This is a genomic window from Cytobacillus sp. Hm23 (genome assembly GCF_051842895.1).
Classification (GTDB): Bacteria; Bacillota; Bacilli; order Bacillales; family SM2101; genus Nanhaiella.
In genome coordinates, this window is record NZ_JBPXRQ010000029.1 from 24,421 (window position 1) to 49,230 (window position 24,810).

The window sequence follows — 24,810 nt, forward strand, 5'->3', positions numbered from 1 at the left end:
ATTTAACGGTAATTTATAAACTGTACATCAACGGTTAAATCAGCCTCTCGAATGGCTGCAATCACCTTTTGCAAATCATCTTTATTCTTCCCAGTAACCCTTACTTGATCATCTTGAATTTGGGTTTTAATTTTCAAACCTAGTTGTTTAATAATCGTGTTAATTTTTTTAGCATTTTCTTTATCTATTCCCTGAATAAGCTTAGCTCTTTGTCTTACAGTCCCACCTGAAGCACTTTCAACTTTACTGTAGTCTAAATTTTTTATCGGAATACCCCTTTTAACCATTTTGCTCACTAAAACATCCTTTAACTGATCTAGCTTGAAATCATCGTCAGACAGTAGTACAAGATCTTCTTTTTCAAGTGAGATGTTACTTTTACTTCCTTTAAAATCATAACGGTTTTGAATTTCTTTCATAGCTATATTTATTGCATTCGTTACTTCTGAAAAATCCACTTTAGACACAATATCAAATGAGCTTTCCTTCGCCACGATAACACCTCCAAAATATCTATTGAGTTTTGTCTCTATTATAGTAAAATTAAGCAATTGGGACAACTTATGACATAATGTATATTAGTGCAAATAAAAATCATATACCACTTACAAAAGCTAGAAACAGGTTATAATGTAAACTATATGAGAATTTTTGTAGAAAGAAGGAAACAAAGATGAACAACGTAAAAGCAGGCAACATTGTTACTCTTGTTGTAGAGAGAGAATCAGATTTTGGATTTTTTTTATCAGATGGTGAGACAAGCATTCTTCTTCATAATAGCGAAATAACTTCTGACATTCAGTTACAACAAGAAGTAGAAGTATTTTTGTATTCTGACCATCAGGGACGAATAGCAGCCACTACAACATTACCTAGCATTACATCTGAATCGTACGGTTGGGTAAAAGTTGTGGAAGTAAAACAAAACCTCGGAGCATTTATAGATATTGGGATTAAAAAAGATATTCTCGTTTCAGGTGACGATTTACCTCTGTTGGAAAATATTTGGCCAGAAATTGGCGATCAATTGTATTGTTCATTAAAAACTGACAATCGTGGACGATTACTTGCTAAACTTGCCACAGAAGAAATCGTTGCGGAAATAATGAACACTGCTCCAAAGGAACTTTCCAACAGAAATATTAAAGGCACTATTTATCGTTCCTTAAAAGTCGGCTCATTTTTACTTACAGATGAAGGGTACCGAGGCTTTATTCATCATTCAGAGCGAAAGTCAGAACCAAGGTTAGGTGAAAGTGTTGAAGGTAGAGTCATTGCAGTTAAGGATGATGGGACAATTAATGTATCTTTATTATCTAGAAGCCACGAAAGCATGGATGATGATTCGGTAACTATTTGTAAGTATATGGACGACCGCGGAGGAGCTATGCCTTATTCAGATAAAAGTGCACCTGAAGATATAAAACAACGATTTCACATGAGTAAAGGAGCATTTAAACGAGCATTAGGAAAATTAATGAAAGAAGATAAAGTATATCAAGAGGATGGTTGGACTTATTTTAAAAAATAAAGGCTCTTTTCGTAAACTTTGTTGCTATTTTTAATAACAATGGAAAATGTGATAAGTTTTATTAGAGCTTAATAATTGTAAAAGTAGAAAAGATGCCCGGTACACTAGATGGATAGGTGCTTGTATATTAGAACGTTTAGCAACAACTAATGGGAAAACAGCCAAAATAAACCTTCATCTGATGCGGTATAACAAACAGCTCTTGCACCTATCCGAACATTAAAATCAAAGGAAAGGTGCTGGAGCTTTATATTTATTTATTAATATGATAATGGTTTTTATCGGGTAAATGTTTTACGGATCTAATACTGTAGTTTTCGGGTCAAATATGGCACTTTATCGGTCAATTCTTTATTTTAGTGGTCTAACTCTTTGTTTACAGGTCAAATTCTAAGTTTTATCAGTCTCAAACTTTCTTTACGAGTTATATTCTGTTTTTTTTGGGTCTAATTTAGTATTTTACGGGTCTAATCCTATGATTTTTAGGTCAAATCCACCATTTTATGGTCAATTCTCGTTTTAATCAAGCATCAAACCCCTGTATTTTTTTAATTTGACTACCCCTTCATCTACTCTTTTACTTGTATACCGTATTCGTTAAACCAAACGTGGATTTGAGCTAAATATGCGAGTAACTGTGGTCCAGTCATTAATTGGCCGAACCATGGAACTCGAAATGCTTTACCTTCGGAGTTAACAATCTCTTTTAATTTTTCTTTATTAAAAAACTCATAAAGCACAGATGATTTATCTTCTAATATATTTTCTAACCAATTTTTCACAAGTGAACTGTATAGAGGGTGGTGTGTTTTAGGATAAGGACTCTTCTTTCTATAAAGCACTTCACTTGGCAAAATCCCTTCTAATGATCTGCGTAAGATGCCTTTCTCCCTATTGCCGTACATTTTCATTTCCCAAGGGATATTCCAAACGTATTCAACAAGCCTATGATCTGCAAACGGTACACGAACTTCAAGACTAGCACCCATACTCATGCGATCTTTACGATCTAATAATGTTGTCATAAACCATATCATGTTTAAATAAAACATCTGTCTTCGCTTTGCTTCAAGTGGGTTTTCGCCTTCAAGCATTGGTGTTTCTTTTACAGTTTGTTCATACTTATCTTGAACGTAGTCTTTTAATTTTAACTTTTTATTCCACGAATCTTGCAATAGTTCAATTCTTGCATCTAAGGAACGCATCCATGGAAATCCACCATTTTGTAATATATTCGTGTTGTGGAACCAAGGGTAACCGCCAAAGATTTCGTCTGCACATTCCCCAGACAACCCTACAACAAATTGTTCTTTAATTTGTTTACAAAACCATAATAATGACGAATCTATGTCTGCCATTCCAGGTAAATCTCTTACATAGACTGCTTCTGTTAAATACTTCACTAAATCCTGTTGAGAAATGACGCATCGGTGATGTTGTGTTTTAAATTCAGTCGACATTTTCTCAATCCAGGGCACATCTGAATTCGGTTGGAAATCATTTGCTTGAAAGTATTTATCATTCTCTTCATAGTCTATTGAATACGTATGCAAGCTTCCTTTTCCCTCTTGTGCATACGCTAATGAAGCAAAAGCAGTAATTGCACTAGAATCTACCCCTCCAGATAAAAATGTGCATAATGGTACATCTGACACAAGCTGCCTTGTCACAGCATCTTTGAGGAGAAAGTGTACTTTTTCAGTCGTTTCATCTAATGAGTCCGTATGTGGTTTGCTTTTTACATTCCAATAACGCCACATTTTAATACCTTGTTTCGAGAATATAAGTGCATGACCAGGTCGTAGCTCATTAATTTTATTAAACACACCATGACCTGGAGAACGCGATGGACCAAGACCAAAAATCTCTGCTAGCCCTTCAACTCCTAGCTCTGCTTTTACAGATGGATGTGCTAAAATGGCTTTTAATTCTGACCCAAATAATATACTAAATTCATCCATCCTGTAAAATAAAGGCTTTACTCCTAAACGATCACGAGCAAGAAATACTTGTTCTTTCTTTGCATCCCAAACAGCAAACGCATAGATACCATTTAGATAATCAACACATCGCTCCTCCCATTCTATATAAGCAGTTAACAGCACCTCAGTGTCTGAGTGCCCTTTAAATGTATAGCCGTAGGAAGCTAACTGTTTTCTAATATCCTCAGTATTATATAGCTCTCCATTATAACAAATAGTATATGTGTTTGAATGATTGGAACGAGACATCGGTTGAATACCACCTTCAGGATCAACAACAACCAACCTTTTATGACCAAACCCAGCATGAAGCGATGTCCAAACATTCGTATCATCAGGACCTCTTTTCCTTAACGTTTCTGTCATTTTTGATAAGGTGGTATGTTCGTTTCTTAAGTCTCGGTTATAGTCAATCCAACCTGTAATTCCACACATTTCTTACCAACTCCTCTTCATTACTAGCATGAACCATTCTTCGTATAAGCATGCTATCATTGTATGCAATTATGGTGAATTGGATGAATCGTCCTACATAAATAACAACATTATACATATTTTTATTCCAGCCAATGATTCATAGTTTAAAGAGAAGGAAAGTTGTCTAAACAAGATAAAGAAAAACATGACTCGATTTTTTTCAAGGTTATGTTTACAAACTTTGTCGCTATTATTCAAAATGACAATCTCACAAATAGATTTTCTATGATTGTCATCGTTTTATAGCGAAAAATACCACAATCGCATAGTTGTATACGTGTTTATTTCTCAATGCACAACTGCCTGTTATAAAGTAACTCATCTAAAAAATACAACCTCCTCTGTATTGGTGGGGTTAAATTGAATAAAGTATGGTTAACACATAGTTGGAGGATTTTCCACATGAATATACAGCATAGACTGCAATTAATAAAAGAACAACAAAGAGCATATATTAATGGATCAATTGAATGTATTGGTGATGAATGGATATTTTTTGATGATGAAGATGATGTAGCTTCAAATTTTGATGATATTGTTCAAGACGAGTTCGAAATTTGGTTGATGGACCGTTGGCTCAAAGGAAGCATCATTGAGTCTGGGGTTGTTGAACTATCCAAATTTACATATTTTTTACAACACGGAGATAAAGTAAGGATAAACAAGAAGCTGCTGCTTAACTATTCGGAACTATTACAATCGCTCAATGAAGAAAGCTTTATTAGATTTATCCATTGCTTAAACCAATTGTCTTTTTCTATGTATGATTGTATTTACTCGCATAATGTATTAAGTTTTTTGGATTTGAAAAACACAAATGCTGAAGGTGTAAACTTCCTCATCTTCGATAATTTTGAGACAATATGTAACGTACAGCATCATTTCTTTAGAGGGTCTCATTTAACTGATCGTTTTGAATATACAACAAGTAGTGGGAAACGTATACTTTCACAGCATATATAATAAATTACGACTGCTTACGTATAGAATGTTGTTATTCATTAACAAATAAAACTATGTTTCATCTTTGCAACTATAAAATGCTGACTGCTGAGTATAACGATGTTTTTATTTTCAATTTTAGGAACTATAGCAACAAAGTTTACGAAAAGAGCCTAAATTAAAAAGCATCTATTTTAAAATATAGATGCTTTTTGTTCATAACATGTTTAAATATTATGTAATAGATTGTGCCAAAGATAAATTACTTATAAAAATGTTGACAGCCTAGTAAATCCTATTTCACCGATCTTTTATTAATAAAAACCGTAATAAAGTTTACGAAAAGAGCTTAAAGAAAAGATCTTACCTAATTAAAAGAACTGAGAACCTTGTGGTAATTTAAACCCTAAATATAATACAACTATAAAGCTGATAATAAATAATGCCCAAGCAATGTTTGTTGATTTTTCTTTTGAAGTACGAACTAACACCATTTCCATTCCAGCTATAACAAGAATTCCTAACGTAGCCTTCACATGATAAAGCGGTGGAATTCCTGCTCCACTCGAATAAAGCATACCGCCAGTTGCGATGATAATTAAATAGAATAGACGCAAACTCATATGAGAGATTTTTGCCCCTTTATTACTTCCCTTTTTGTACATAGAAAATGCAACGAAGAATAGAATAAGAGCTACAATCCAAGAGGTAAGATGTGCATGTATCATTTTAATTCCTTCCTTTCTTTTTTCACCTTAGTTTGTAATAGTTTTTAGACCTGGAATCTTTCTATCAGGTAGCGGTATAGTCTCTTACCTGACACAGCAATGTTCAAGTATACTTGAACAAGCTCACTCCTTCAACATCATAGCATATTTTCGACCAAAATTCTAAAATAATGAATGAAGAAAATTACATGAAGTGTTATGAAAAGTAAGATTTTACATTATTTCCTTACTAATCATATGTAGAATATTGCATTATTTTGTAAAAACAAATCTTCTTTTAGCGAACGTATTCCAATTCATGTAAAATCATGTATAATATACACATACTTAAGTCCTATCAATAAAATAAGATGGTGTGGGATAAATGATTCAGCTCATAATTGAAGAAAAAAGACAACAAATGATTGATCTTGCAGCAACATTCGGTTATACAGCAGATGAAACAGTAAAATGTAGTCAGGAATTAGATGATTTATTGAACGTGGAACAAGAAATACTAGATTCAGTTGATTTTTAACTTGGCATATGCTAAGTTTTTTTTTATTTCCAAAACAAGATTATTAATTCTCCTTCACAATAAATTAGGGTCACTCATACTATGCCTATAACAGATTGTAAAAGGGTGTTTTTTATGCCTGCTATAGTTGGTGTTGTAAATGTAACTGACATTGGGTCGAGTGCAGTTTTTCATATAGGTGACGTTTATTCAATTTCACCTATAAGCACAGCGAAAACCTTTGCTGGAGCAGGTTCATTTAATACAGGTGATTATTTATATATTAACAACACACAAAGTGTAACTAATACGTATGATGCTGATGTAATTGATCAACCACTAGCTGCAAATCTGTAGAAATTGAATCTGAATGAATTCTCAAAAAGGTCGAGTTTTCGAAAAGATGGTTAAGATCTTAGGGGTTTACAAATCAGGTGGGGTTGAGTCTCACCTGATTGCTTGTTGTAAAGCTTAAAAAGTACATTTGCTAAATTTGTTCTACGAAAGAGAGGAGGTGTGGGAATTTTGAACTTTTATATTAACCAAAGTATTATTATTCACCAACTAAGAGTTGATGGAGTTTCAAACTCCTCTGTGTTACAAATAGGAAGTGCTGGTAGTATTAATGCATTATCAAATTTGTATAATACAGGAGCATATACAGAACCCGCCCCCGAAGCTCAACAACCTACAGGTTTTCCAGGCACAGGTCAACTTGTACCATTACAGGGACCATAAAAAACTCTTTAATTCAAAATGGGCTAATCACCTATTTTTTTTTTTCACATATGATAAATAACAAAGCGCAAACACTGGAACCCTTACTTTTGAAGATTCTCCTTATCCTTCGGTTGCTTGGGTGAAGTGACCCCAAGGGGATCAGTGCTAGAGTTAGAAAATTAGAAAAGTGCATGCACCTTGTTTTTAGTGCATCCGCATATTTGGAAGTACTTAACAAAAAAAGTCTGTTTAAGCAATGATAGTTGTTATTTGAAATAGCATCTACACGTAGTATTCATCACACTTTATTCAATGAAACAGAACAGTTGCATAAACCGCTTTGACGGAACAATAATAGCAACAAAGTTTAACAATATCATGTGAATACCCTAAAGAAAGGAAGGTTTGAATGTATATTCAAGATGAATTCTACCAGTATATGCGGCAACTTCATTCATTTGTGGAATCTCAAAATGAAAAGATTAAACAAATGGAGTCAACCATAGATCAATTGCAAAATGAAGTGGAAGAGCTAAAAAACGAAAAACACACGACGATTGATAAGATAGAATACAAATTTGATCAATTAAAGGTTGAAACTCTTTCGGGAACATTAAATATTGGCTTAAACCCACAAGATTCTAATGCAATTGAAGATTTTGCAGTAACTCAAGATCAATTCCAAGTTCCACCAATCGAACAACTTCCTGAAGGTTTTTCACAACAAGTATTTAATGATGTACATTCATTTTTAGATCGGAATAGCGTTGACTTAATTAAAAAGATTGAAAAACAGCAAGATTTTGCTCTTGACGACTCATATCGACAATTCATGATTGAAGATGTAAAGAAACAAATTAACCCTCGGATAAATTATTACATCAATAAACTTACACCTGCTGATATACAAAATCCAGCCCAAGCAAAAAGAAGTATGGAAAGGATCGTTTCATACGTTAAAAAAGATATAGAAAACTCATTTCTCGCTTTCATTCAACATTTTCCAAGAAACATAGGAGGAGAAGATAAATGAATTTTACTGTAACAAACCGGAATTTATGTGTAGGAGACATTAGAATGATTGGTGTATCTAGTTCTTCAGTCTTTTTAGTCGGCGACACACATTCAATAACTTTATCATCCATATTTGATACCCCACCAGAATCTTTAATAGTCGGCGCAGTTGCACCATTTGTTCCATTTGTTCCTACAGCGCCACCTTCAACTGCGCTTTGAGGATAATAAGATGCTACGGAGAGTATCTGTTGTTAACAAAATAAGAGTTGTTGATGTGTCATTAAGCTCTGTATTTCATATTGGTGATTCTGTATCCTTCACGCCGCTTGCTAGAGTTTTTGCAGTTAGGAGAGAATATCCGCTATTTTTTTCAAATGAAGGTAATTTCGAAGATGAAATTTACTCACAGGTTATCCCTAAACCACCAGACAGAGAGCCTGTTTCTGTTGCTTTTCACAACGAAAATCCAACGATACATGTACGTAACATTAGAATCATCGGGATAGCCGCTTCATCTTTAGTTCAAATAGGTTCGATTGATGAAATTGATGCTGTTGATCGTGTGAAGAACATTCGACAATTGGAAAGTAATGAAGAGAATCAATGAACATTTATAAACGAAGTGCATAACATAAATATTGAAATGACAAGTTATACATTCACACATAAATAAGATAAGGAATATATACTACTCATTCAACATGTTGAACTAATTTGGATACTCTAATAAAGGGTGTAGTCTATGCCTTCAATCGTTGGACCCGTTAATATTAACACTGTCTCTGGCGGAGTGATAAACTTTGGAGATTCCTTTTATATATCGCCGAAAACACAGGAAAAATCTTATACTGGTTCAGGTTCTTCAGTTTCAGGTAACTTCTTCATTGTAACAAACGGAATTAGCTTTACAAATACTGGTGATCCAGATTTAGTAGATCAGCCGCAAACAGCAAATGCATAGCAACTCTTCCGGAATTCCTACGAAGAGTTGCTATGTATTTTTACATGCGTAATAAGTGTGACCCATCAAAGAAAAACAAGTAGCATTCATCTATTTTTCGTTGCCATATCTGTTCAAGCGCATGTCGGTACAAATCTATTTGAGTGCGATAACGCTTAGTTAATATTGGTTCAGCTTCTTCAAATCCATTTGTAAAACGACCGGAAATTGTATCTGTTTTATAATCTAGTAATACTACTCCTTGATCATCTTCAAATACACAATCAATCATTCCTTGAACAAGAACAGTCTCTTCATCTTGTATTTGCCATTTTGGATAAGCTTCCTTCGCTGGCAACGCAAGACTAAATGGTAACTCTCTCTTCACCATCGTAGCATTAACTAGACGGCCTCCCAACTCAGTTTGAAAAAAGTCATAGATATGTTCTATAGAAATGGCTGTTGATTGTTCTTCTGTGATGATCTCTTGAAGAACCATTTTAGCAAGCTGATCTGACAACCCTTTAATCGTTATAGGCTCATGTAGCTTGATTTGCTGCATGAACAGATGCATCGCTGTTCCTCTCTCAGCAGGAGAAATCGATTTTTCTTGTAAAAACAATGGACGTTCAGCAATAGGTAACTGTTTTTGTGCCAACAAAGATGTATGACTAAACTCATCTATTGATTCACGCATACGCTTTATTTCTGATACTGCCTGTTTAGATCGATATTTTGTAGCATCACCGTTTGGATAATCCCATGTTAAACGGTTAATCATTTGCTCCTGATATGAACTACCTAAATCTATTGATAGTCCGTTGCGAATTGCTGATAAAATTTGTTCATCTTCTATAGGATTGTTCAAATCTTGTTCTAAAAACTCAGTTGATCGTTTAATCTCTATCCGAAACTTTGCAGGATAGTTAGTTAATTCTTCGGGCAACTTATCGATGTTTTCGTCGTTTCGCAAAGCTTCATTATATCGGTGACGTATCAGTGTTGGTCCTATCCAATCTATATATGATTTTGCATATACTCTATCATAATCTGAAAGTAGCCATTCTTGATTTAAAAGTTGACCTTGCCATTCATTAATCACCTTTGAGGCTTGTTTCACAGTTCCGACCAAGAATAACTTTTCCTTGGCTCGTGTTAACGCGACATATAAAACTCTCATTTCTTCAGCAATTAGTTCCATTTTCATTTTCATTTTTAATGTTAATTGCGGAAGTGTCGGATAGCTAATCCTAAGCGATGGATTAATATATTTAGAAGCAAACCCCAAATTTTTATCTAACAAATACGATTTGTTTAAATCTTGTCTATTAAATTGTCGTGACAAGCCACTTACAAAAACAATTGGAAACTCCAAGCCTTTACTACTGTGAATGGTCATTAAACGAACAACATCCTCTTGTTCCCCAATAGCTCTTGCCGTACCGAGGTCGTCTCCACGGTCTTGCATACGATCAATAAATCGTAAAAATCGGAACAAGCCTCGAAAAGACGTTGCTTCATATTGCCTTGCCCTATCGTACAATGCCCGTAAATTTGCTTGACGTTGTTTTCCACCAGGTAAACCACCTACATAATCATAATACTGTGTTTCTCTGTATATTTTCCAAATAAGCTCAGAGAGGGACCCATTTCTCGCTTTCATGCGCCATATTTGAAGACCTTCATAAAAATTACTTATCTTCTCATATAACTCTTTTTCATGTTCTTCAGGTGCACCCTTCAAAAAGCTTGTTAGTGCTTCATAATAAGTACCTTTCTTCTTTTTCAAGCGAATATTTGCAAGTTCCTCCCCATTCAGTTGAACGATAGGTGAACGAAGCACAGATGCGAGTGGAATATCTTGCAAAGGATTGTCTATCACTTTAAGCAAGGATAGCATAATTGCAACTTCTGTCGCTTCGAAATAACCTGTTGATAAATTCGCGTATATTGGAATGCCTTGTTGCTTAAACTCTTCCATGATTTGGGGCGCCCATGTCATTGAACGAAGCAATATAACGATATCTCTGTATGCAACACGACGGTTCATTTTTGTCTTGCGATCAAATACTTCAAATGGCTCATTAATAAGTTCCTTAATTTTACTAGCCATAAAACGTGCTTCTAACTGGGCTGTCTCTAGCTCAACCGGATCAAAAGAATGAACTCCTTCTTCTTTGGCGCTAAGATGTGCTGGTTGTTCCACATCGTCTAGATCTTTCTCAATTAATGTAAATTCTGTTTCCATTTTATCATTTGGTGGATAATCAAGCGCACCTAGCTTTAATTCCGCATCACTGTTATAATCAATTTCACCAACAGATTCATTCATCAATTGCTTAAATATATAATTTGTAGCATTTAATACTTCGGAACGACTTCGGAAATTTTTCGCTAAATCGATTCGTAGCCCACTTTCTTTTCCTACCGTACTGAACCGTTTGTATTTACTTAAAAATAGTAACGGTTCCGCAAGACGGAAGCGATAAATGGATTGCTTCACATCACCTACCATAAACAAGTTACCGACATGTTCTTCATTTGTTGTAACAAATTGAATAATTGATTCTTGAACCATGTTAGTATCTTGGTATTCATCCACTAAAACTTCTTGAAATTGCTCACGATAGACGAGAGCAGCTTCAGATGGTATGAATTCTTCCACAGCGGTGTTTGTTTTGCGTAAAATTTGCAAACAATAATGTTCTAAATCTGCAAAATCTACAAGACCTTTTCCTTGTTTGACACTCTCAAATCTTATTGCAAATTCCTTAACTAAAGTAACGAGCGTTTTTACCGTAGGCTCCATTTCACGTATATCATTTAATAACAATTCTTGCTTACGCCTAAACAATTCATCATGAAGTTTTTCAATGATATCTCTAGCTTTCTTTCGAAGCTTAGTCACTTTTTCTATGAGTATGTCATCAAACTGATCACCACGACAAACTTTAGCTCGAGAAAACGATAAACCTTGCATTTCTTCATATAGTTCATTCCACGAACGATTCTTAGCACTATTAATGCGACTAAGCTGCTCTAAGTCATCTTCAATATTTGTTGCTCGAGGTGCAGGCCCTGACGGTTGTTTTGTAATTGTTAACGCTTGTTCAAGCAAACCTCTTGCTCCTTCAAGCTGAATATTAATATCTGCTAATAAATAGTTATGGTATGGCAAATCTTCTATAGAGGTATTTTCGGGAATTTCGTACATTTTAATGACTGAGTTTAGCCAATCATTAGGTGACGGATGTGACCGAGAAAAATCATACATTTTTTTTATTAATACTTGCACATCAGCATCATTTCGATCATTTGAATAACAATCGACTAATTGAAAAAATTGGTCATTGTTTTCCATCCCGTAATACTCTTCAAACATATCCTCAATAACTTCTTCTCTTATGAGCTCGCCTTCCACTTCATCAGCAATGCGAAAGCTTGGGTCAATATCAATTAAGTAATAGTATTTACGAATCACTTCTAAACAAAATGAGTGTAATGTTGATATAGATGCACGATTTAACAAACTTAGTTGTTTTCGTAAGTGGAGTGAACTAGGATCTTCCTTGATCGCCTGCTCAATAGCTTCACCAATCCTACTACGCATCTCAGCGGCTGACGCATTGGTGAATGTAACAACGAGTAATCGATCAACATCAATCGAGTCTTCAATAGAAGTGATTTTTTTTATGATCCTCTCAACTAATACTGCTGTTTTCCCAGATCCCGCTGCCGCAGCAACCAATGTACTTTGCCCTTTCGCAACAATTGCTTGCCATTGCTCATCTGTCCATTGACTTCCAGTTGGTTTTGGAGGGAGATGATTAGTCATTCTCTTCAACCTCCTTACTAATTTTTTCTAAAATACGATGATCTTTTTCATCTGATAATATTCGATATTGATTATCTTTAAATGACTCATCAAACTGACAGAACGGTTTATAAGAACAAAATGTACAAGGGGTTTTCTCCTTTAACTTATAAGGAGAAATTGATACGTCACCGTCCATAATATGGGTTCCTATATCAGTAAATATGTTTTTCACATGTTTACGTAAGTTTGAGAACTCCTCTGCTGAAGCTATTGATGAACCAGCATAGAAGCCACCACCCCTTTTAATACCAGCACTTACAATATCGGAACGACCGACTTCTAACGATTGATCCATTAAACGTATGGACTCTTCATCCCCTAGAAGCAAGCCCTTCATTTTAAATTGTTTCAATAACTCTTTCTCAATATCATTAGCAGCTAGCTTACCTTTTGTTTGAAGCATTGGATTATGCACATGAAAGTAGAGAACACCAGCCGGGTTCGCCTGCTGTCCTATCCACTTTGTTGAATGGGTAATAACAATATCTAAATATGTGAGCATTTGTAGAGCTAAACCATAATAAACTTCAGCTAAATTTAACTCCTTTGCACTGGATTTATAATCAACTATTCGGAGTAATACTCCTTGTGAGCCAACCGCTTTATCAACACGGTCAATCCTTCCGACTAATTCCATTTTTGTTTCATTCGGTAACTGAAATGTAATAGCAGGCAATTCTTCACCTGCTCCAAATGGTAGCTCTAAGCCAACTGGTGTAAATCCACTTGCTCTTGCGTGCTCACTTAATACGATCGAAGCACGAATGAGCACATGCTGCAATTTACGCTTCACATAATGATGTCGATTCGAACTCAATAAAATTTCATTTTGTAATCGAGGAGCTAGTTTTTCGACAGCTTCAATAGCTAACAGCTGACATTGTTCTTGTGACAATTCTGACCAATCTACGTGTTGATTTCGAAGCTTATCAGAAATCATTTTTAACGCTGAATGAAATAATTGTCCTATATCAGGTGCGTCTAAACGAAATAACTGTCTCTCCTTCAATTTTAAACCGTGTGAGGCAAAGTGCGAAAACGGACAACTTTTGAAGCGTTCCATTCGAGATACGCTTGCTTTAATTGTGTCACCATAGAGCTTTTTCGTTGTTTCAATCTTTAATGGCTGTTCTTTGTTCTCATAAAAAAGACTTTGAAATACTCTATTTCCTCTTGTTTTCCAGTAGGCATCACTAACAATAAAGTTGTATACATCCCACCAAAGTGGTTCTACAGGATATCCTTTCTTCCATGCTTGTAATTGAGTAGCAACATGAGATAGCGTGACTGTTGGACTAGTTACAAAAGTTAGCTGCTCTTCAGCAGTTGTTAGCTCACTCGTATCACCCACAAGCACTTTTTCTTCTAACTCTGGATATAAATCTTTTATTCTATTAATTAAACTGGAAGAGATGAGTGATTTCCCTTCATCATTCGCCAAAGGATAGGAAATATACAAATATTCATTTGGAGATGACAATGCCATATATATTTGAAAAGATTCGTCTAAGAGCTGTTCTCGACCACCAGGAGCTAGCTCTACTCCTATTTCATAAAGCATCCCTCTTTCAATCTCTGATAAAACACCCTCTTCTGTAGGCTTTAAAGGGATGACACCTTCATTTACCCCAAGGATAAAGGACGCTTTAATATTAATATAGCGAGAACGATCAAAATGTGCGATGAGGACCTGGTCTATCGCTGGTGGCACTAGAGCAAACTGCATACTTTCTAATCCCGTCTCGATAATACTCGTAAATACATGTAATGGTAATGCTTCTTCCCCTAATACCTCTACATACTGGTCAAGTAAATCTATTACAGCTTTCCAAACCTGACTATGTTCACTACCTTCTACTAAGTGACCATTAGCTTCAGCTTGATCTCTCATCGCTGTAAGCTTAGCAGGAATGTGAAGCTCTTCTAAAAAGGTATAAATTGCTTCACACATCTCTCGACCACATTTCGCTTTGGTAAGTCTTTTTTGCAGGCTATTCAACGATGGTACAATCATATTTCGTAAATCATTTACTCTATTTTCAATTAATACATCTTCATCTGTCTTCACATATGAATCTAAATCAAGCCCCTGAAAGCGGCGATACTCCCAACGTTTCTTATTCGTCCATTTATCCCCATGAATTCCGTACGCTAACACATAGTTTTCTAGATAGTCCATTTCTTCACGTAACGTATTGATATTGACATCCTGAGGAAATAATAAATCTGTTTTTACACACCGAAAAACTGCATCATAGCGCCAATTAGCTGTCACTACCTCTAAGCTCGAGCGAATTAATTCAATCAACGGATGATGGAGCATTGAACGTTTTTGATCAATAAAAAATGGGATTTGGTGATCTGTGAATAGCGTATCTATTAAATCATAATAATCATTTGAATTACGAATGAAGAGCGCTATATCACGATAACGATACCCCTCATCTCTTACGAGTCTAGTAATTTCTCTAGCGACCCCTTCCACCTCTGCTCGACGATTAACAGCTTGATATAATGTAATATTTGAACGCTGTTGAAATGGTATTGAAGGCCGAGACTCTAGCGATTGCTCTAGATGCCGTAATGAAGGTTGTAATGCATGTCTCATATTTTCGACCAAGTGAACAGGTGACTCAATGTCGATGGAAGCCTCTTTTGCTAATCGAGTAATAGTTTGATATGTCCTCCCTGTCATTCTAAATAGATGTAAATCATGAGGAGGATAGTCGTCATATTGTTCATCTGTAGTCAATGTAATAGAAACCCGCTTGCTCGTTTTCATCATTTGTACTAGGACATCTAGCTCTTGGGGTGTATAGCTATGAAAACCATCCACATAAATATGTGCATTTTGTAAGTATGATGATAGTTTCATTTTTTCAGCTAATAACCTCAAATAATCTTCTGAATCAATATATTTCATTAATAGATGCGCTTCTAAATCTTGATAAATCATGTGTAAATCGTATAATTTGTCAGCTAGTACTTGTTTATTAGGTTGATCTTCATTTACAATCAACTGTTCATGTGTTTGTTTAAGTTCATTTGCATCTATACAATAACGCTTTAACTCTGTGAGCATTCCTTCAACATGAGTAATAAAGCCTGATTTTTCTGCTGCCTTTGAGAACACCTTAAGTTCGTTCTTCCTATGCTCAATGATCTTTCTAAGCAGCATGGATACACCTACAGTTGATAAATGGTATCTACTAATCCCTCCCGTCTCTTGAAGTACACGCCATGCAAGTCTTGAAAAACTATACACTTGAGCACGAATCATGCCTTTAATCCCTGGTCTATTAATTAATTCATACTCCGATTGAAACGTCATTTGATCCGGTACTAAATAAATGATCGGATCTCCCATTGGATCGTTAATCAACAGTTGATGAACCTCATTTATACATGTCTGTGTCTTTCCAGAACCACTTCTTCCAATAACAAAACGAAGAGACATAAAAATCTCCCCTCCTAGTAATCTTGTATACTATTTATTATTTTACTTTATTTACAATTAGATAACCACCATAGCAGGTTGTTAGCCAATGTATGTAATTAATTACTGTAAAAAGAGTTATTTTTATCATATCCCCAAATTTCTTGAAGTGCATTGAGAAAAATTTGGTTAAAGGGTTCATATTTTTCACATTTCGATGCTGGCTGGGTATGAACAACTCTTTCGATTGTAATTAATTGTTGTTCAATAAATTTTACGAGCGTTTTGGAATTCCCTACATCAATGATACCTTTTCGCTTCATATTAATTAAATTAGCTATTTCTTCAATTAAACCTTCTTTTGAAATTGTCGCATACATAATCTTTCGAAATTGGCCAGATGGTGGCGAGTGATACATTTCAATCCACTTACAGCATAAGAGAGGTTGTATAATTTGAAGGTATTGTTTTGCAGTGACACTTTCTTCGGACAATATGTTATGATAATTTCTTTTCGCCATATGTAAATAATGATACATACATTTTTTTTCAGAAAATGCATATGGAATCATTTTTCGAAAATCTTTCATTACTTGGTCATGTTCAGCATAAATAATCGACGATTGTAACCACTCAAATATGGAAGGATTTGATTTTTTATAAAGCTTTAATGCCTTCCGAATATCCCAGCCACTAATATCTAATAAATCGGATATAGGCTTGTTAATGACATCTCTCTTATGTTCAATGGACAAATACCAATCTGTATGATGTATATAAAAAAACCTCACATCGAAATCACTATCATTCGATTGAAGCCCCCACGCCCTGCTACCTGCTTCACAAGCAAAAATTATTTTAATTTGTTCATCCCTCTCTATATGTTCCAGTTCTGATATAATTTGAGCTCGCACGGTATTAACACACCTCATTACGCAGTATAAATGTTATAACAATATCAATACTGTTCCAGGAAATTAATCAATTCAAGTATTTTTTATTGGGACTTTTCGTATACTTTGTCCCTATTTTCACTCAAAATGGACAGTTAGATGAGTTTTATAAGAACTCAACAATTGTAAAAGAAGAAAACACGAACATTAGAACTTTACGTGCTTATATCTTTGAATACAAAGCAACATTCAATGTGAACACAGCCTTTTGTATACGTTTGAATCGTAAGATAAAACAATACAACTTTTACTTTTTAGAGAGATGAAAAGTTGTCAAGGGCGTTAGTTAGTAAATGCGCAATAATAAATACAAAAACAGCTTACAGAAACTTTGTTGTTAATGTGAGCAGCTAAAGGTGTTTTTATGCGATTGTCATCGGCTTTAATAAGAAAAGGTGTGCTAAGTCCATGCTCTGTTTATTTCTTAGAACACAACTGCTATAACAACCTTCAAAAAAAACAGTTCAACTTATTGAACCTATTTTATATATGTTAATTTGCTAGTAAACTAGTTGTCAGTTATTCATCTTTTTGTCAATAATTTATAAACAACAAAGCTTAAGTGTATTACTTTGTATAGAACTAAAAAAAGCCAGGCAAATCACCTTGGCTTTTATTTATTCGTTTTTGGGATCGAAGGCATCTCGTAATCCATCTCCTACAAAATTAAAACATAATACCGTTATTAGTATCATTAACCCAGGAAATAATGGATACCACCATGCTTTTAACATGATCGTATAGTTTTGGGCATCTTGTAGCATATTACCCCAGCTCGCCCTCGGAGGTTGTATCCCCAAGCCCAAGTAGCTTAATGCCGCTTCGATTAATATAACCTGCCCAATGTTTAAGGTTGCCACAACAATAATTGGCCCTAGTGCGTTAGGTAATATATGTGTAAAGATAATAGACCACGATTTTGCACCAATCGTTTTAGCAGAAAGTACAAATTCACGAGTTCTAAGTGAAAGAAACTCACCTCTGACTAAACGTGCAGTCGTCATCCACCCAGTAAAAATAAATATGAGAATTAATTTATCTACACCTGGTTGAAAAATCGTAACCAAAGTAATTAATAAGAAAATCGTAGGAATTGAAAGAAGTATATCAACAAACCTCATAAGAAATGAATCAATACGTCTACCAAAATAACCAGCAATCGCCCCTATAAACGTTCCAATTGTTATCGCCCCTGCAATTGATGAAAAGCCAACAAGTAATGAAACTCTACCTCCATACAATACTCTCGTAAATATATCTCTGCCAAATTTATCAGTCCCTAATAGATTCTCACTACTCGGCGGTTTAAGCTTATCTATTAAGCTCTGTTCATTTGGAGAATATGGTGTTAAAAGTGGTGCAAATATTGCTGCAAGTATGATGGTCGTTAGCACAACTGCTCCAAATACTGCAAGTTTATTTTTTAAAAATTTTCGCACGAAAATCTTCGTATACGTATCCGGCTTTTCGTTAAGAATGGGGTTCAATAGCTGTTCTCTAGTCGGTTCAGGCATATTGTTCATTTGTGACACGATAATCCCCCCTATTTATACTCAATCCGTGGATCAAAGACCGCATATAATATGTCTGCTATCATATTACCAATAATTACTAATACTGCAGATAAAACAGTTAATGCCATAATAACTGGATAGTCCCTTTTAAATGCTGATTCAAAAAATAAACGACCAAGACCAGGCCAAGCAAAAACTTGTTCAACTATAACTGATCCACCGATAAATGTCGGCAGCATAACTCCAAAAATAGTAATAACTGGTGTTAAGCCGTTCCTTAAACCGTGTTTATATATAACCGTACCTCTCTTTAACCCTTTTGCCCGTGCAGTTCTCATATAATCTTGTTTCGTTACATCAATCATACTTGAACGTGTATACCTCGTTAAGCTAGCCATATCTGCTGAAGCTAACACAAATGCAGGTAATATTAAATGATGAATGCGGTCCCATAAACCTGACGGGCCTGTGAGGTTCGCAACACCACCTGTAGGAAACCAGCCAAGTTTTACCGAAAAAAACATAATCAAAATAAGTCCTAACCAGAAATTTGGAGTAGCAAGTCCTAAAAAAGAAGTTACTGTAATTCCATAATCTAATTTTGAATAAGGCCTCGTAGCTGAGTAAACACCTAATGGGATTGATATTAAAAACGCTAACACTGTAGCTACAAGCATTAACAATAGAGTATTAGGTAGCCTGTTCATGATCATTTCAGATACTGGAGTTCCTTTTTTTAGTAAAGATGTTCCGAAGTCACCTTGCAACATATTTCCAACCCACTTTAAATATTGGACATGAATAGGGTCGTTTAAACCGTAATTTTCTATCATTTTTTCTTTATCAGCCGGGCTAATACTTGGGTCTATTAACAAGGCAGTTGGGTCTCCAGGAGCCATTTGGATAATGACAAAAGAAATAATTGTTATACCTAACAATAAGGGAATAGTCATGAAGAGCCTTCGGACGATATATGCTAACAAGTTGCACCTCCCTCTCCTTTTCATACATAATCGCTATATCTATCATTAAAGTATTATGAAATTTTACAATTTGTATAATACTTTGCCTTCAATAACAATGAAGGGGAGGGAAGCCCACCCCTCTTCAAAACGTAATAACTTGCTATTCCTGTTTTAACCACCATTTATATGGATGGTATACATCAAGCCTTGAGTGGAAAGTATAATCTTGTAAGTTTGAAGGAATGGCTTGATATCTTGTAGGATAATACAAGAATGTGTAAGGTTGGTCTTCCGCAACAATTTTGTAAATATCAGCATATGCATCCTTATATTCATCTCTATCAGTTAGTGATTTTGCTTCTTCTAATAAAATATCCAGTTCAGGGTTTGAATACCAAACAAAGTTCATCCCTTGTTCTCTTTGACTTGAGTGATAAATTTCATTTAGATCTGGGAATGTGTTTAGAAGCCAACCTAATATTAGCGCATCATAATCCCAGTTTGGAGCTGTAATGGCTGTTACAAAAGCACTGAATTCCATAATATTTGGCGTTACTTCAATACCGATTTCTTCTAATTGTTGTTTTAAAATAACTGTTATATCTTCTCTAATTTTATTACCTTGGTTCGTTTTAACTTCAAATGCAAACTTTTTACCGTCTTTATCTAAGAATCCATCACCATCAGTATCCTCCCATCCAGCTTCTGCCAATAATTGCTTCGCTTTTTCAGGGTCATACTCAAATACTGGAACATCGTCACTATACGCCCATGATAAAGGACTTTCCGGTACGTGTGCTATTTGTCCGCCACCATTCAAAACTGCTGCAATAATACCTTCACGGTCTACAGCATGCGTAAGTGCTTGACGAACTCTTTTGTCTTGAAACATCTCATTTTGTTGGTTATAAGCAATAAAGTTATACTGTAATCCAAGACCATCTTCAATGACAACGCCAGCACTATCAGCCCATCCCTTTACCGTGTCAATTTCACTTTCTGGAACAGAAGGGTAATAGTCCACATCTCCCGCTTGAAGTTGTGCTAGTAACGCATTTTGATCAGGAACTATTTTGTAAATGATCTCTTCAAGATAAGGCGTGCCTAAAAAGTAATCATCGTTCCGCACAACTTTCACGTACTCTCCGTCTCTCCACTCATCAAAAATAAAAGGTCCTGATCCAATTGGGTTTTTCGTATTAAACTCATGTGAGCCTAATTCTGCGATAGGTACATCTTTTAATATATGTTCAGGTAAAACCTGGTAGTTTAATGTTGTTGGAATAAACCCTACATTTACCTCATTTAGTTTAAATTCAACAGTATATTCATCAATTTTTGTAATGCTTTCTATTGATTCAAAATCTCCACCTCGTGGACCAATATATTCATCACTTATAGGAATACTGTATGTGAATACTAAGTCATCTGCGGTAAGTGGCTCACCATCATGAAACCTTACATCATCTCTAAGTGTTACAGTAACTGTTAAGCCATCTTCAGAGCTTTGAATATCTGTTGCTAAGTCATATTCCACTTCAAGGTTAGGGTTAGCAATAACTGGTGAAGAGAAAATAAGATTTTGAATATCTCCACTTGAAGCGTCTTGAGAGTAGATGGAATTAAATAAAGTTGGACCGCCTATAGAGCCCATAATTAACGTTCCACCAGATTGTGGTTCATTAGTAGTTGCTGAATCATCAGTTTCTTCCACTTCCTCTTCCTCTTCACCTTCACTTTCACCATCACTTGTTGTTACAGGATCTTTTTGCGCATTAGATGGCTCATCTGCTTCATTTCCACACGCTGCTAAAAATAGTGCAAATACTAACATTAGACTTAATAAAAGCCAACTTGATTTACTCAATTTCACGTTTTTACGCCCCCCTAAGAATTAATAAAAGTAATGACTAGAATTATTTATAAAATCTTATCTCCCCCCTTCTAAGAATTTGTGTCCCTAAATTTATTTATATAAGTGGCAAGCAACAAAATGATCTTTTTTCACTTCATTTATTTGAGGTACAATCTTGCTACATTCATCTTTTGCTGCGGGACACCTCGTATGAAATACACAACCTGTCGGTGGATTAGCCGGGCTTGGTAAATCCCCTTGTAGAACGATTCTTTCTCTTGGAACAGTTCCCTTATTCTTTGTTACGGGTACAGCAGAAAGTAAGGCTTGTGTATATGGATGAAGTGGTTTTGAATATAAGTTGTTTTTTGGTGCTAGTTCCATTAAGTTCCCTAAGTACATTACTCCAACTCTATCGCTTATATGTCTAACAACACTTAGATCATGTGAAATAAAAATATATGTTAAGCCAAATTCTTCTTGCAAATCCTCTAATAAATTGATGATTTGGGCTTGTACAGATACATCTAATGCCGAAACAGCTTCGTCAGCGATAATTAAATCTGGATGTAATGCAATGGCTCTGGCAATCCCAATACGTTGACGCTGTCCACCGGAAAATTCATGTGGATAACGATTTATATAGGAAGAATTTAAACCCACCTTTTCTAATAATTGACCAATATATTCATCACGCTCTTTTCCACTATACAAGTTGTGTATTTTCAAAGGTTCTCTTAATATTGAACGAAGTGTTTTTCTTGGATTTAATGAAGCATATGGGTCCTGGAAGATCATTTGGATATCTTTCCGAACACTTTGCCTTAATTCATTTTCACGCATATGTGAAATATCTTGACCTTTAAATATGATTTTCCCATCTGTAGGTTCATACAGTCTAATTACTGTACGTCCAATTGTAGATTTTCCACAACCAGATTCGCCGACTATACCTAATGTTTCTCCCTTTTTAATGGAAAAACTTATCCCATCAACTGCTTTTAAGTGACCTGCTGTTCTTTGTAAAATGCCACTTTTTATAGGAAAGTGTTTTTTTAAGTTGTGTAACTGAAGTATTGGTGATGTTTGATCGTTTTGAACCGCTTCACTTTTTTCAACTGATGTTACACTCATACTCCTTCCTCCTCTTCTTCATGTAAAAAACAGCGTACAGACCTGGAACCCTTTTTCGTTAATAAGGGTATTTCGTTAAAGCACTGATCAAATGCCTTTGAACAACGTGGTGCAAAACGACAGCCTTTCGGTAAGTGCTCTGGGGAAGGAACAGTCCCTTCAATTGATTGTAAGCGTGTTATTTCACCATCTATGGAAGGTACAGAATTCATTAGACCTTCAGTATATGGGTGAAGTGGATTATCAAATAATTCCTCTACATTTGCTTCCTCAACAACTTGGCCGCAATACATAACTACAACTCTATCTGCTATATCTGAAACAACACCTAAATCATGTGTAATTAATAGAATTGAAGTGTTAAATTTTTTGCTTAAATTTCTCATTAAATCCAATATTTGCGCTTGGATAGTAACATCTAAAGCAGTTGTAGGTTCGTCCGCTATTAATAACTTAGGATTACAGCTCATAGCCATTGCAATCATTACTCTTTGTCTCATCCCTCCTGATAATCTATGAGGGTATTCATCTATGATTTCATCTGCTCTGGAAAAACCAACCATATCTAATAATTCGATTGTCTTAATTCTTGCTTCAGCCTTTGACATTTTTTGATGGTAGATTAAAACTTCTGTTATTTGTTCACCAATTTTCAACACAGGATTTAATGATGTCATAGGCTCTTGGAAAATCATCGAAATGTCATTTCCTCGCACTTTCAGCATCTCTTTTTCTGGTATTTCCACCAGATCTTTTCCATCATAAAGAATTTGACCATCCACTATTTTTCCGCCAGGACTCGGAACTAGTCTCATAATCGAAAGCGATGTTATACTCTTACCTGAACCAGATTCGCCAACTAAGGCTACTGTTTCTCCTTTATTGATTTTTATATCAACTCCATCAACTGCTGGAATAGCTTTCTTTTTACGAAAAAAGTATGTCTTTAAATTATTTACTTCCAATAACGTTGACATTAATAGTTTCACCTTCCTACTCTAGGTAACTACAATCGCTATTTTTATACTATTCTGGGTTTTTATTTGTTATTACAATTACGTTACTATTTCAAGTATTTTCTTTATTTGATTACTATAAGAGAAATCTCAATTAAATATTGACTATCGTAAGAGAACTCTTTTTTTATGCTGAAATTTCTGTTTATTGACTGATTAAAGGCTGAAATTCTATACTAAATAATATGTACAAAAATTATTGAATTTTTGACTGATATTTAAAGAAGGCTCTTATCGAATATTTGGTTACTGCTTTTTGTCATCGCTTTGTAGAAGAAAAGTAGTATACGTATTTTAACAGCCTTGAAGAAAGAGGGTTACATACATGGAGAGGATCTATACGATAACCGAGTGGATTACACGATTCATACTACTTAATCTTTATTGGATTTTATTTTCATTAGTTGGTTTAGTTTTTTTGGGCATATTCCCTGCGACAACCGCGATGTTCTCTATCTCCAGAAAGTGGATTCAAGGCGATATAGACATCCCTATTTTTAAAACTTTTTGGAGTTATTTTCGAAGTGATTTCTTGAAGGCAAATATGTTAGGTTTTTTACTAATTGTCTTAGGGTTTGGGTTATACGTAGATTATGTATACGTGAAATCGCTTAATAGTGCTTTAGGTATTATCTTACTTGGAAGTACATTGCTACTAACTGCATTATTTATCATAACAATTCTAAATCTATTTCCAATATATGCTCATTATGAATTAAATATATTCCAATATATTCAACGTGCATTTTCTATAGGCATCCTACATCCGATTAGAACTATTATGATGGCACTTGGAGTAATTGGCATATACTTCATTTCAAGTACCTTTCCAGGGTTCATCATTTTTTTCAGCAGTAGTTTATTAAGCTACTTGATCACCTGGATCGCTTCTAGAAATTTTTCAGATGTTATAGAAGGTAACTAACTTAGTACATCTAAGTTAGTTACTTATATCAATACTTGTTATTAAACTAAGAAGGTATAATCTATGGATTAAGTAGTTATACCTTTCCATTTATCATTTCAAGCGCTATAAAGCAATATTTATGGCTCTATTCGTAGCCTCGTAGATTTTTTCACTGTGGAATGATGTATTGGTAATCTTTTTATTGTACTAAGAAATAAATACTTATAAATAAAGCTTTCGTGGCATTTCTCACATTTAAAAAAATGAGGTCAATTTCATAATATTAGTTGTGATATCTAAAGTACGCTCAATAACAACAA

Annotated in this window: 21 protein-coding genes; 10 read left to right on the forward strand and 11 right to left on the reverse strand. The window is 35.0% G+C overall.

Features of this window, described 5'->3' with window-relative positions; all coding sequences use genetic code 11:
- Positions 1 to 2: 2 nt before the first annotated feature.
- Positions 3 to 494, reverse strand: coding sequence for a YajQ family cyclic di-GMP-binding protein (locus tag ACSVDA_RS17005; RefSeq protein WP_320208192.1), 492 nt, complete (start codon positions 492 to 494; stop codon positions 3 to 5).
- A gap of 179 nt (positions 495 to 673) precedes the next feature.
- On the opposite strand from ACSVDA_RS17005, the gene ACSVDA_RS17010 reads away from it, so the two are divergent.
- Complete coding sequence (locus ACSVDA_RS17010) at positions 674 to 1,531, forward strand: CvfB family protein (RefSeq protein ID WP_485884597.1); 858 nt, start codon at positions 674 to 676, stop codon at positions 1,529 to 1,531.
- Positions 1,532 to 2,100: 569 nt separating this feature from the next.
- On the opposite strand, the gene asnB is transcribed toward ACSVDA_RS17010, so the two are convergent.
- Positions 2,101 to 3,948 (reverse strand): asparagine synthase (glutamine-hydrolyzing), encoded by a 1,848-nt coding sequence (gene asnB, locus ACSVDA_RS17015; RefSeq protein ID WP_485884598.1) that lies wholly within the window; start codon positions 3,946 to 3,948, stop codon positions 2,101 to 2,103.
- A gap of 444 nt (positions 3,949 to 4,392) precedes the next feature.
- Between asnB and ACSVDA_RS17020 the strand changes: the two genes are divergently transcribed.
- Complete coding sequence (locus ACSVDA_RS17020) at positions 4,393 to 4,953, forward strand: DUF2777 family protein (RefSeq protein WP_485884599.1); 561 nt, start codon at positions 4,393 to 4,395, stop codon at positions 4,951 to 4,953.
- Between the two features lie 350 nt (positions 4,954 to 5,303).
- Here ACSVDA_RS17020 and ACSVDA_RS17025 read toward each other — a convergent pair whose 3' ends face one another.
- On the reverse strand, positions 5,304 to 5,660 hold the full coding sequence (locus ACSVDA_RS17025) for a YisL family protein (protein ID WP_485884600.1): 357 nt from the start codon (positions 5,658 to 5,660) through the stop codon (positions 5,304 to 5,306).
- A 364-nt stretch (positions 5,661 to 6,024) separates the two neighbouring features.
- Between ACSVDA_RS17025 and ACSVDA_RS17030 the strand changes: the two genes are divergently transcribed.
- The 7 genes from ACSVDA_RS17030 to ACSVDA_RS17060 all read left to right on the forward strand — a co-directional run bounded on the left by ACSVDA_RS17030 (position 6,025) and on the right by ACSVDA_RS17060 (position 8,854).
- A complete protein-coding gene (locus ACSVDA_RS17030) occupies positions 6,025 to 6,177 on the forward strand; it encodes an aspartyl-phosphate phosphatase Spo0E family protein (protein WP_485884601.1) in 153 nt (50 codons plus the stop codon).
- A gap of 114 nt (positions 6,178 to 6,291) precedes the next feature.
- Positions 6,292 to 6,513: a spore germination protein gene (locus tag ACSVDA_RS17035; RefSeq protein ID WP_214482489.1), complete on the forward strand. Its 222-nt coding sequence runs from the start codon at positions 6,292 to 6,294 to the stop codon at positions 6,511 to 6,513.
- Positions 6,514 to 6,681: 168 nt separating this feature from the next.
- On the forward strand, positions 6,682 to 6,894 hold the full coding sequence (locus ACSVDA_RS17040) for a spore germination protein GerPB (protein WP_214482488.1): 213 nt from the start codon (positions 6,682 to 6,684) through the stop codon (positions 6,892 to 6,894).
- Between the two features lie 391 nt (positions 6,895 to 7,285).
- Positions 7,286 to 7,909 (forward strand): spore germination protein GerPC, encoded by a 624-nt coding sequence (gene gerPC, locus ACSVDA_RS17045; RefSeq protein ID WP_485884604.1) that lies wholly within the window; start codon positions 7,286 to 7,288, stop codon positions 7,907 to 7,909.
- The gene (locus ACSVDA_RS17050; protein ID WP_214482486.1) at positions 7,906 to 8,112 is read left to right on the forward strand and encodes a spore gernimation protein GerPD; all 207 of its coding nucleotides are present in this window, start codon (positions 7,906 to 7,908) and stop codon (positions 8,110 to 8,112) included. Before gerPC ends, ACSVDA_RS17050 begins: the two co-directional genes overlap by 4 nt.
- 10 nt (positions 8,113 to 8,122) lie before the next feature.
- Complete coding sequence (locus tag ACSVDA_RS17055; RefSeq protein WP_485884606.1) at positions 8,123 to 8,500, forward strand: spore germination protein GerPE; 378 nt, start codon at positions 8,123 to 8,125, stop codon at positions 8,498 to 8,500.
- A 135-nt stretch (positions 8,501 to 8,635) separates the two neighbouring features.
- Positions 8,636 to 8,854, forward strand: coding sequence for a spore germination protein (locus ACSVDA_RS17060; protein WP_214482484.1), 219 nt, complete (start codon positions 8,636 to 8,638; stop codon positions 8,852 to 8,854).
- Positions 8,855 to 8,894: 40 nt separating this feature from the next.
- Here ACSVDA_RS17060 and addA read toward each other — a convergent pair whose 3' ends face one another.
- From addA to ACSVDA_RS17100, 8 genes are all read right to left on the reverse strand, one after another.
- Positions 8,895 to 12,668, reverse strand: a complete 3,774-nt coding sequence (gene addA, locus ACSVDA_RS17065) for a helicase-exonuclease AddAB subunit AddA (protein ID WP_485884608.1) — start codon at positions 12,666 to 12,668, stop codon at positions 8,895 to 8,897.
- Positions 12,661 to 16,167: a helicase-exonuclease AddAB subunit AddB gene (addB, locus tag ACSVDA_RS17070; RefSeq protein ID WP_485884610.1), complete on the reverse strand. Its 3,507-nt coding sequence runs from the start codon at positions 16,165 to 16,167 to the stop codon at positions 12,661 to 12,663. Before addB ends, addA begins: the two co-directional genes overlap by 8 nt.
- Positions 16,168 to 16,265: 98 nt before the next feature.
- The gene (locus tag ACSVDA_RS17075; protein WP_485884612.1) at positions 16,266 to 17,060 is read right to left on the reverse strand and encodes a nucleotidyltransferase domain-containing protein; all 795 of its coding nucleotides are present in this window, start codon (positions 17,058 to 17,060) and stop codon (positions 16,266 to 16,268) included.
- Between the two features lie 656 nt (positions 17,061 to 17,716).
- Positions 17,717 to 18,622, reverse strand: coding sequence for an oligopeptide ABC transporter permease (gene opp4C / locus ACSVDA_RS17080; protein ID WP_485884656.1), 906 nt, complete (start codon positions 18,620 to 18,622; stop codon positions 17,717 to 17,719).
- Between the two features lie 20 nt (positions 18,623 to 18,642).
- The gene (locus ACSVDA_RS17085) at positions 18,643 to 19,596 is read right to left on the reverse strand and encodes an ABC transporter permease (RefSeq protein WP_320208204.1); all 954 of its coding nucleotides are present in this window, start codon (positions 19,594 to 19,596) and stop codon (positions 18,643 to 18,645) included.
- A gap of 142 nt (positions 19,597 to 19,738) precedes the next feature.
- The gene (locus ACSVDA_RS17090) at positions 19,739 to 21,451 is read right to left on the reverse strand and encodes a peptide-binding protein (RefSeq protein WP_485884614.1); all 1,713 of its coding nucleotides are present in this window, start codon (positions 21,449 to 21,451) and stop codon (positions 19,739 to 19,741) included.
- Positions 21,452 to 21,544: 93 nt separating this feature from the next.
- Positions 21,545 to 22,567, reverse strand: coding sequence for an ABC transporter ATP-binding protein (locus ACSVDA_RS17095; RefSeq protein ID WP_485884616.1), 1,023 nt, complete (start codon positions 22,565 to 22,567; stop codon positions 21,545 to 21,547).
- A complete protein-coding gene (locus ACSVDA_RS17100) occupies positions 22,564 to 23,544 on the reverse strand; it encodes an ABC transporter ATP-binding protein (protein WP_485884618.1) in 981 nt (326 codons plus the stop codon). Before ACSVDA_RS17100 ends, ACSVDA_RS17095 begins: the two co-directional genes overlap by 4 nt.
- Positions 23,545 to 23,908: 364 nt before the next feature.
- Here ACSVDA_RS17100 and ACSVDA_RS17105 point away from each other — a divergent pair, with 364 nt between their 5' ends.
- A complete protein-coding gene (locus ACSVDA_RS17105; RefSeq protein ID WP_485884620.1) occupies positions 23,909 to 24,508 on the forward strand; it encodes a YesL family protein in 600 nt (199 codons plus the stop codon).
- Positions 24,509 to 24,810 lie beyond the last annotated feature (302 nt).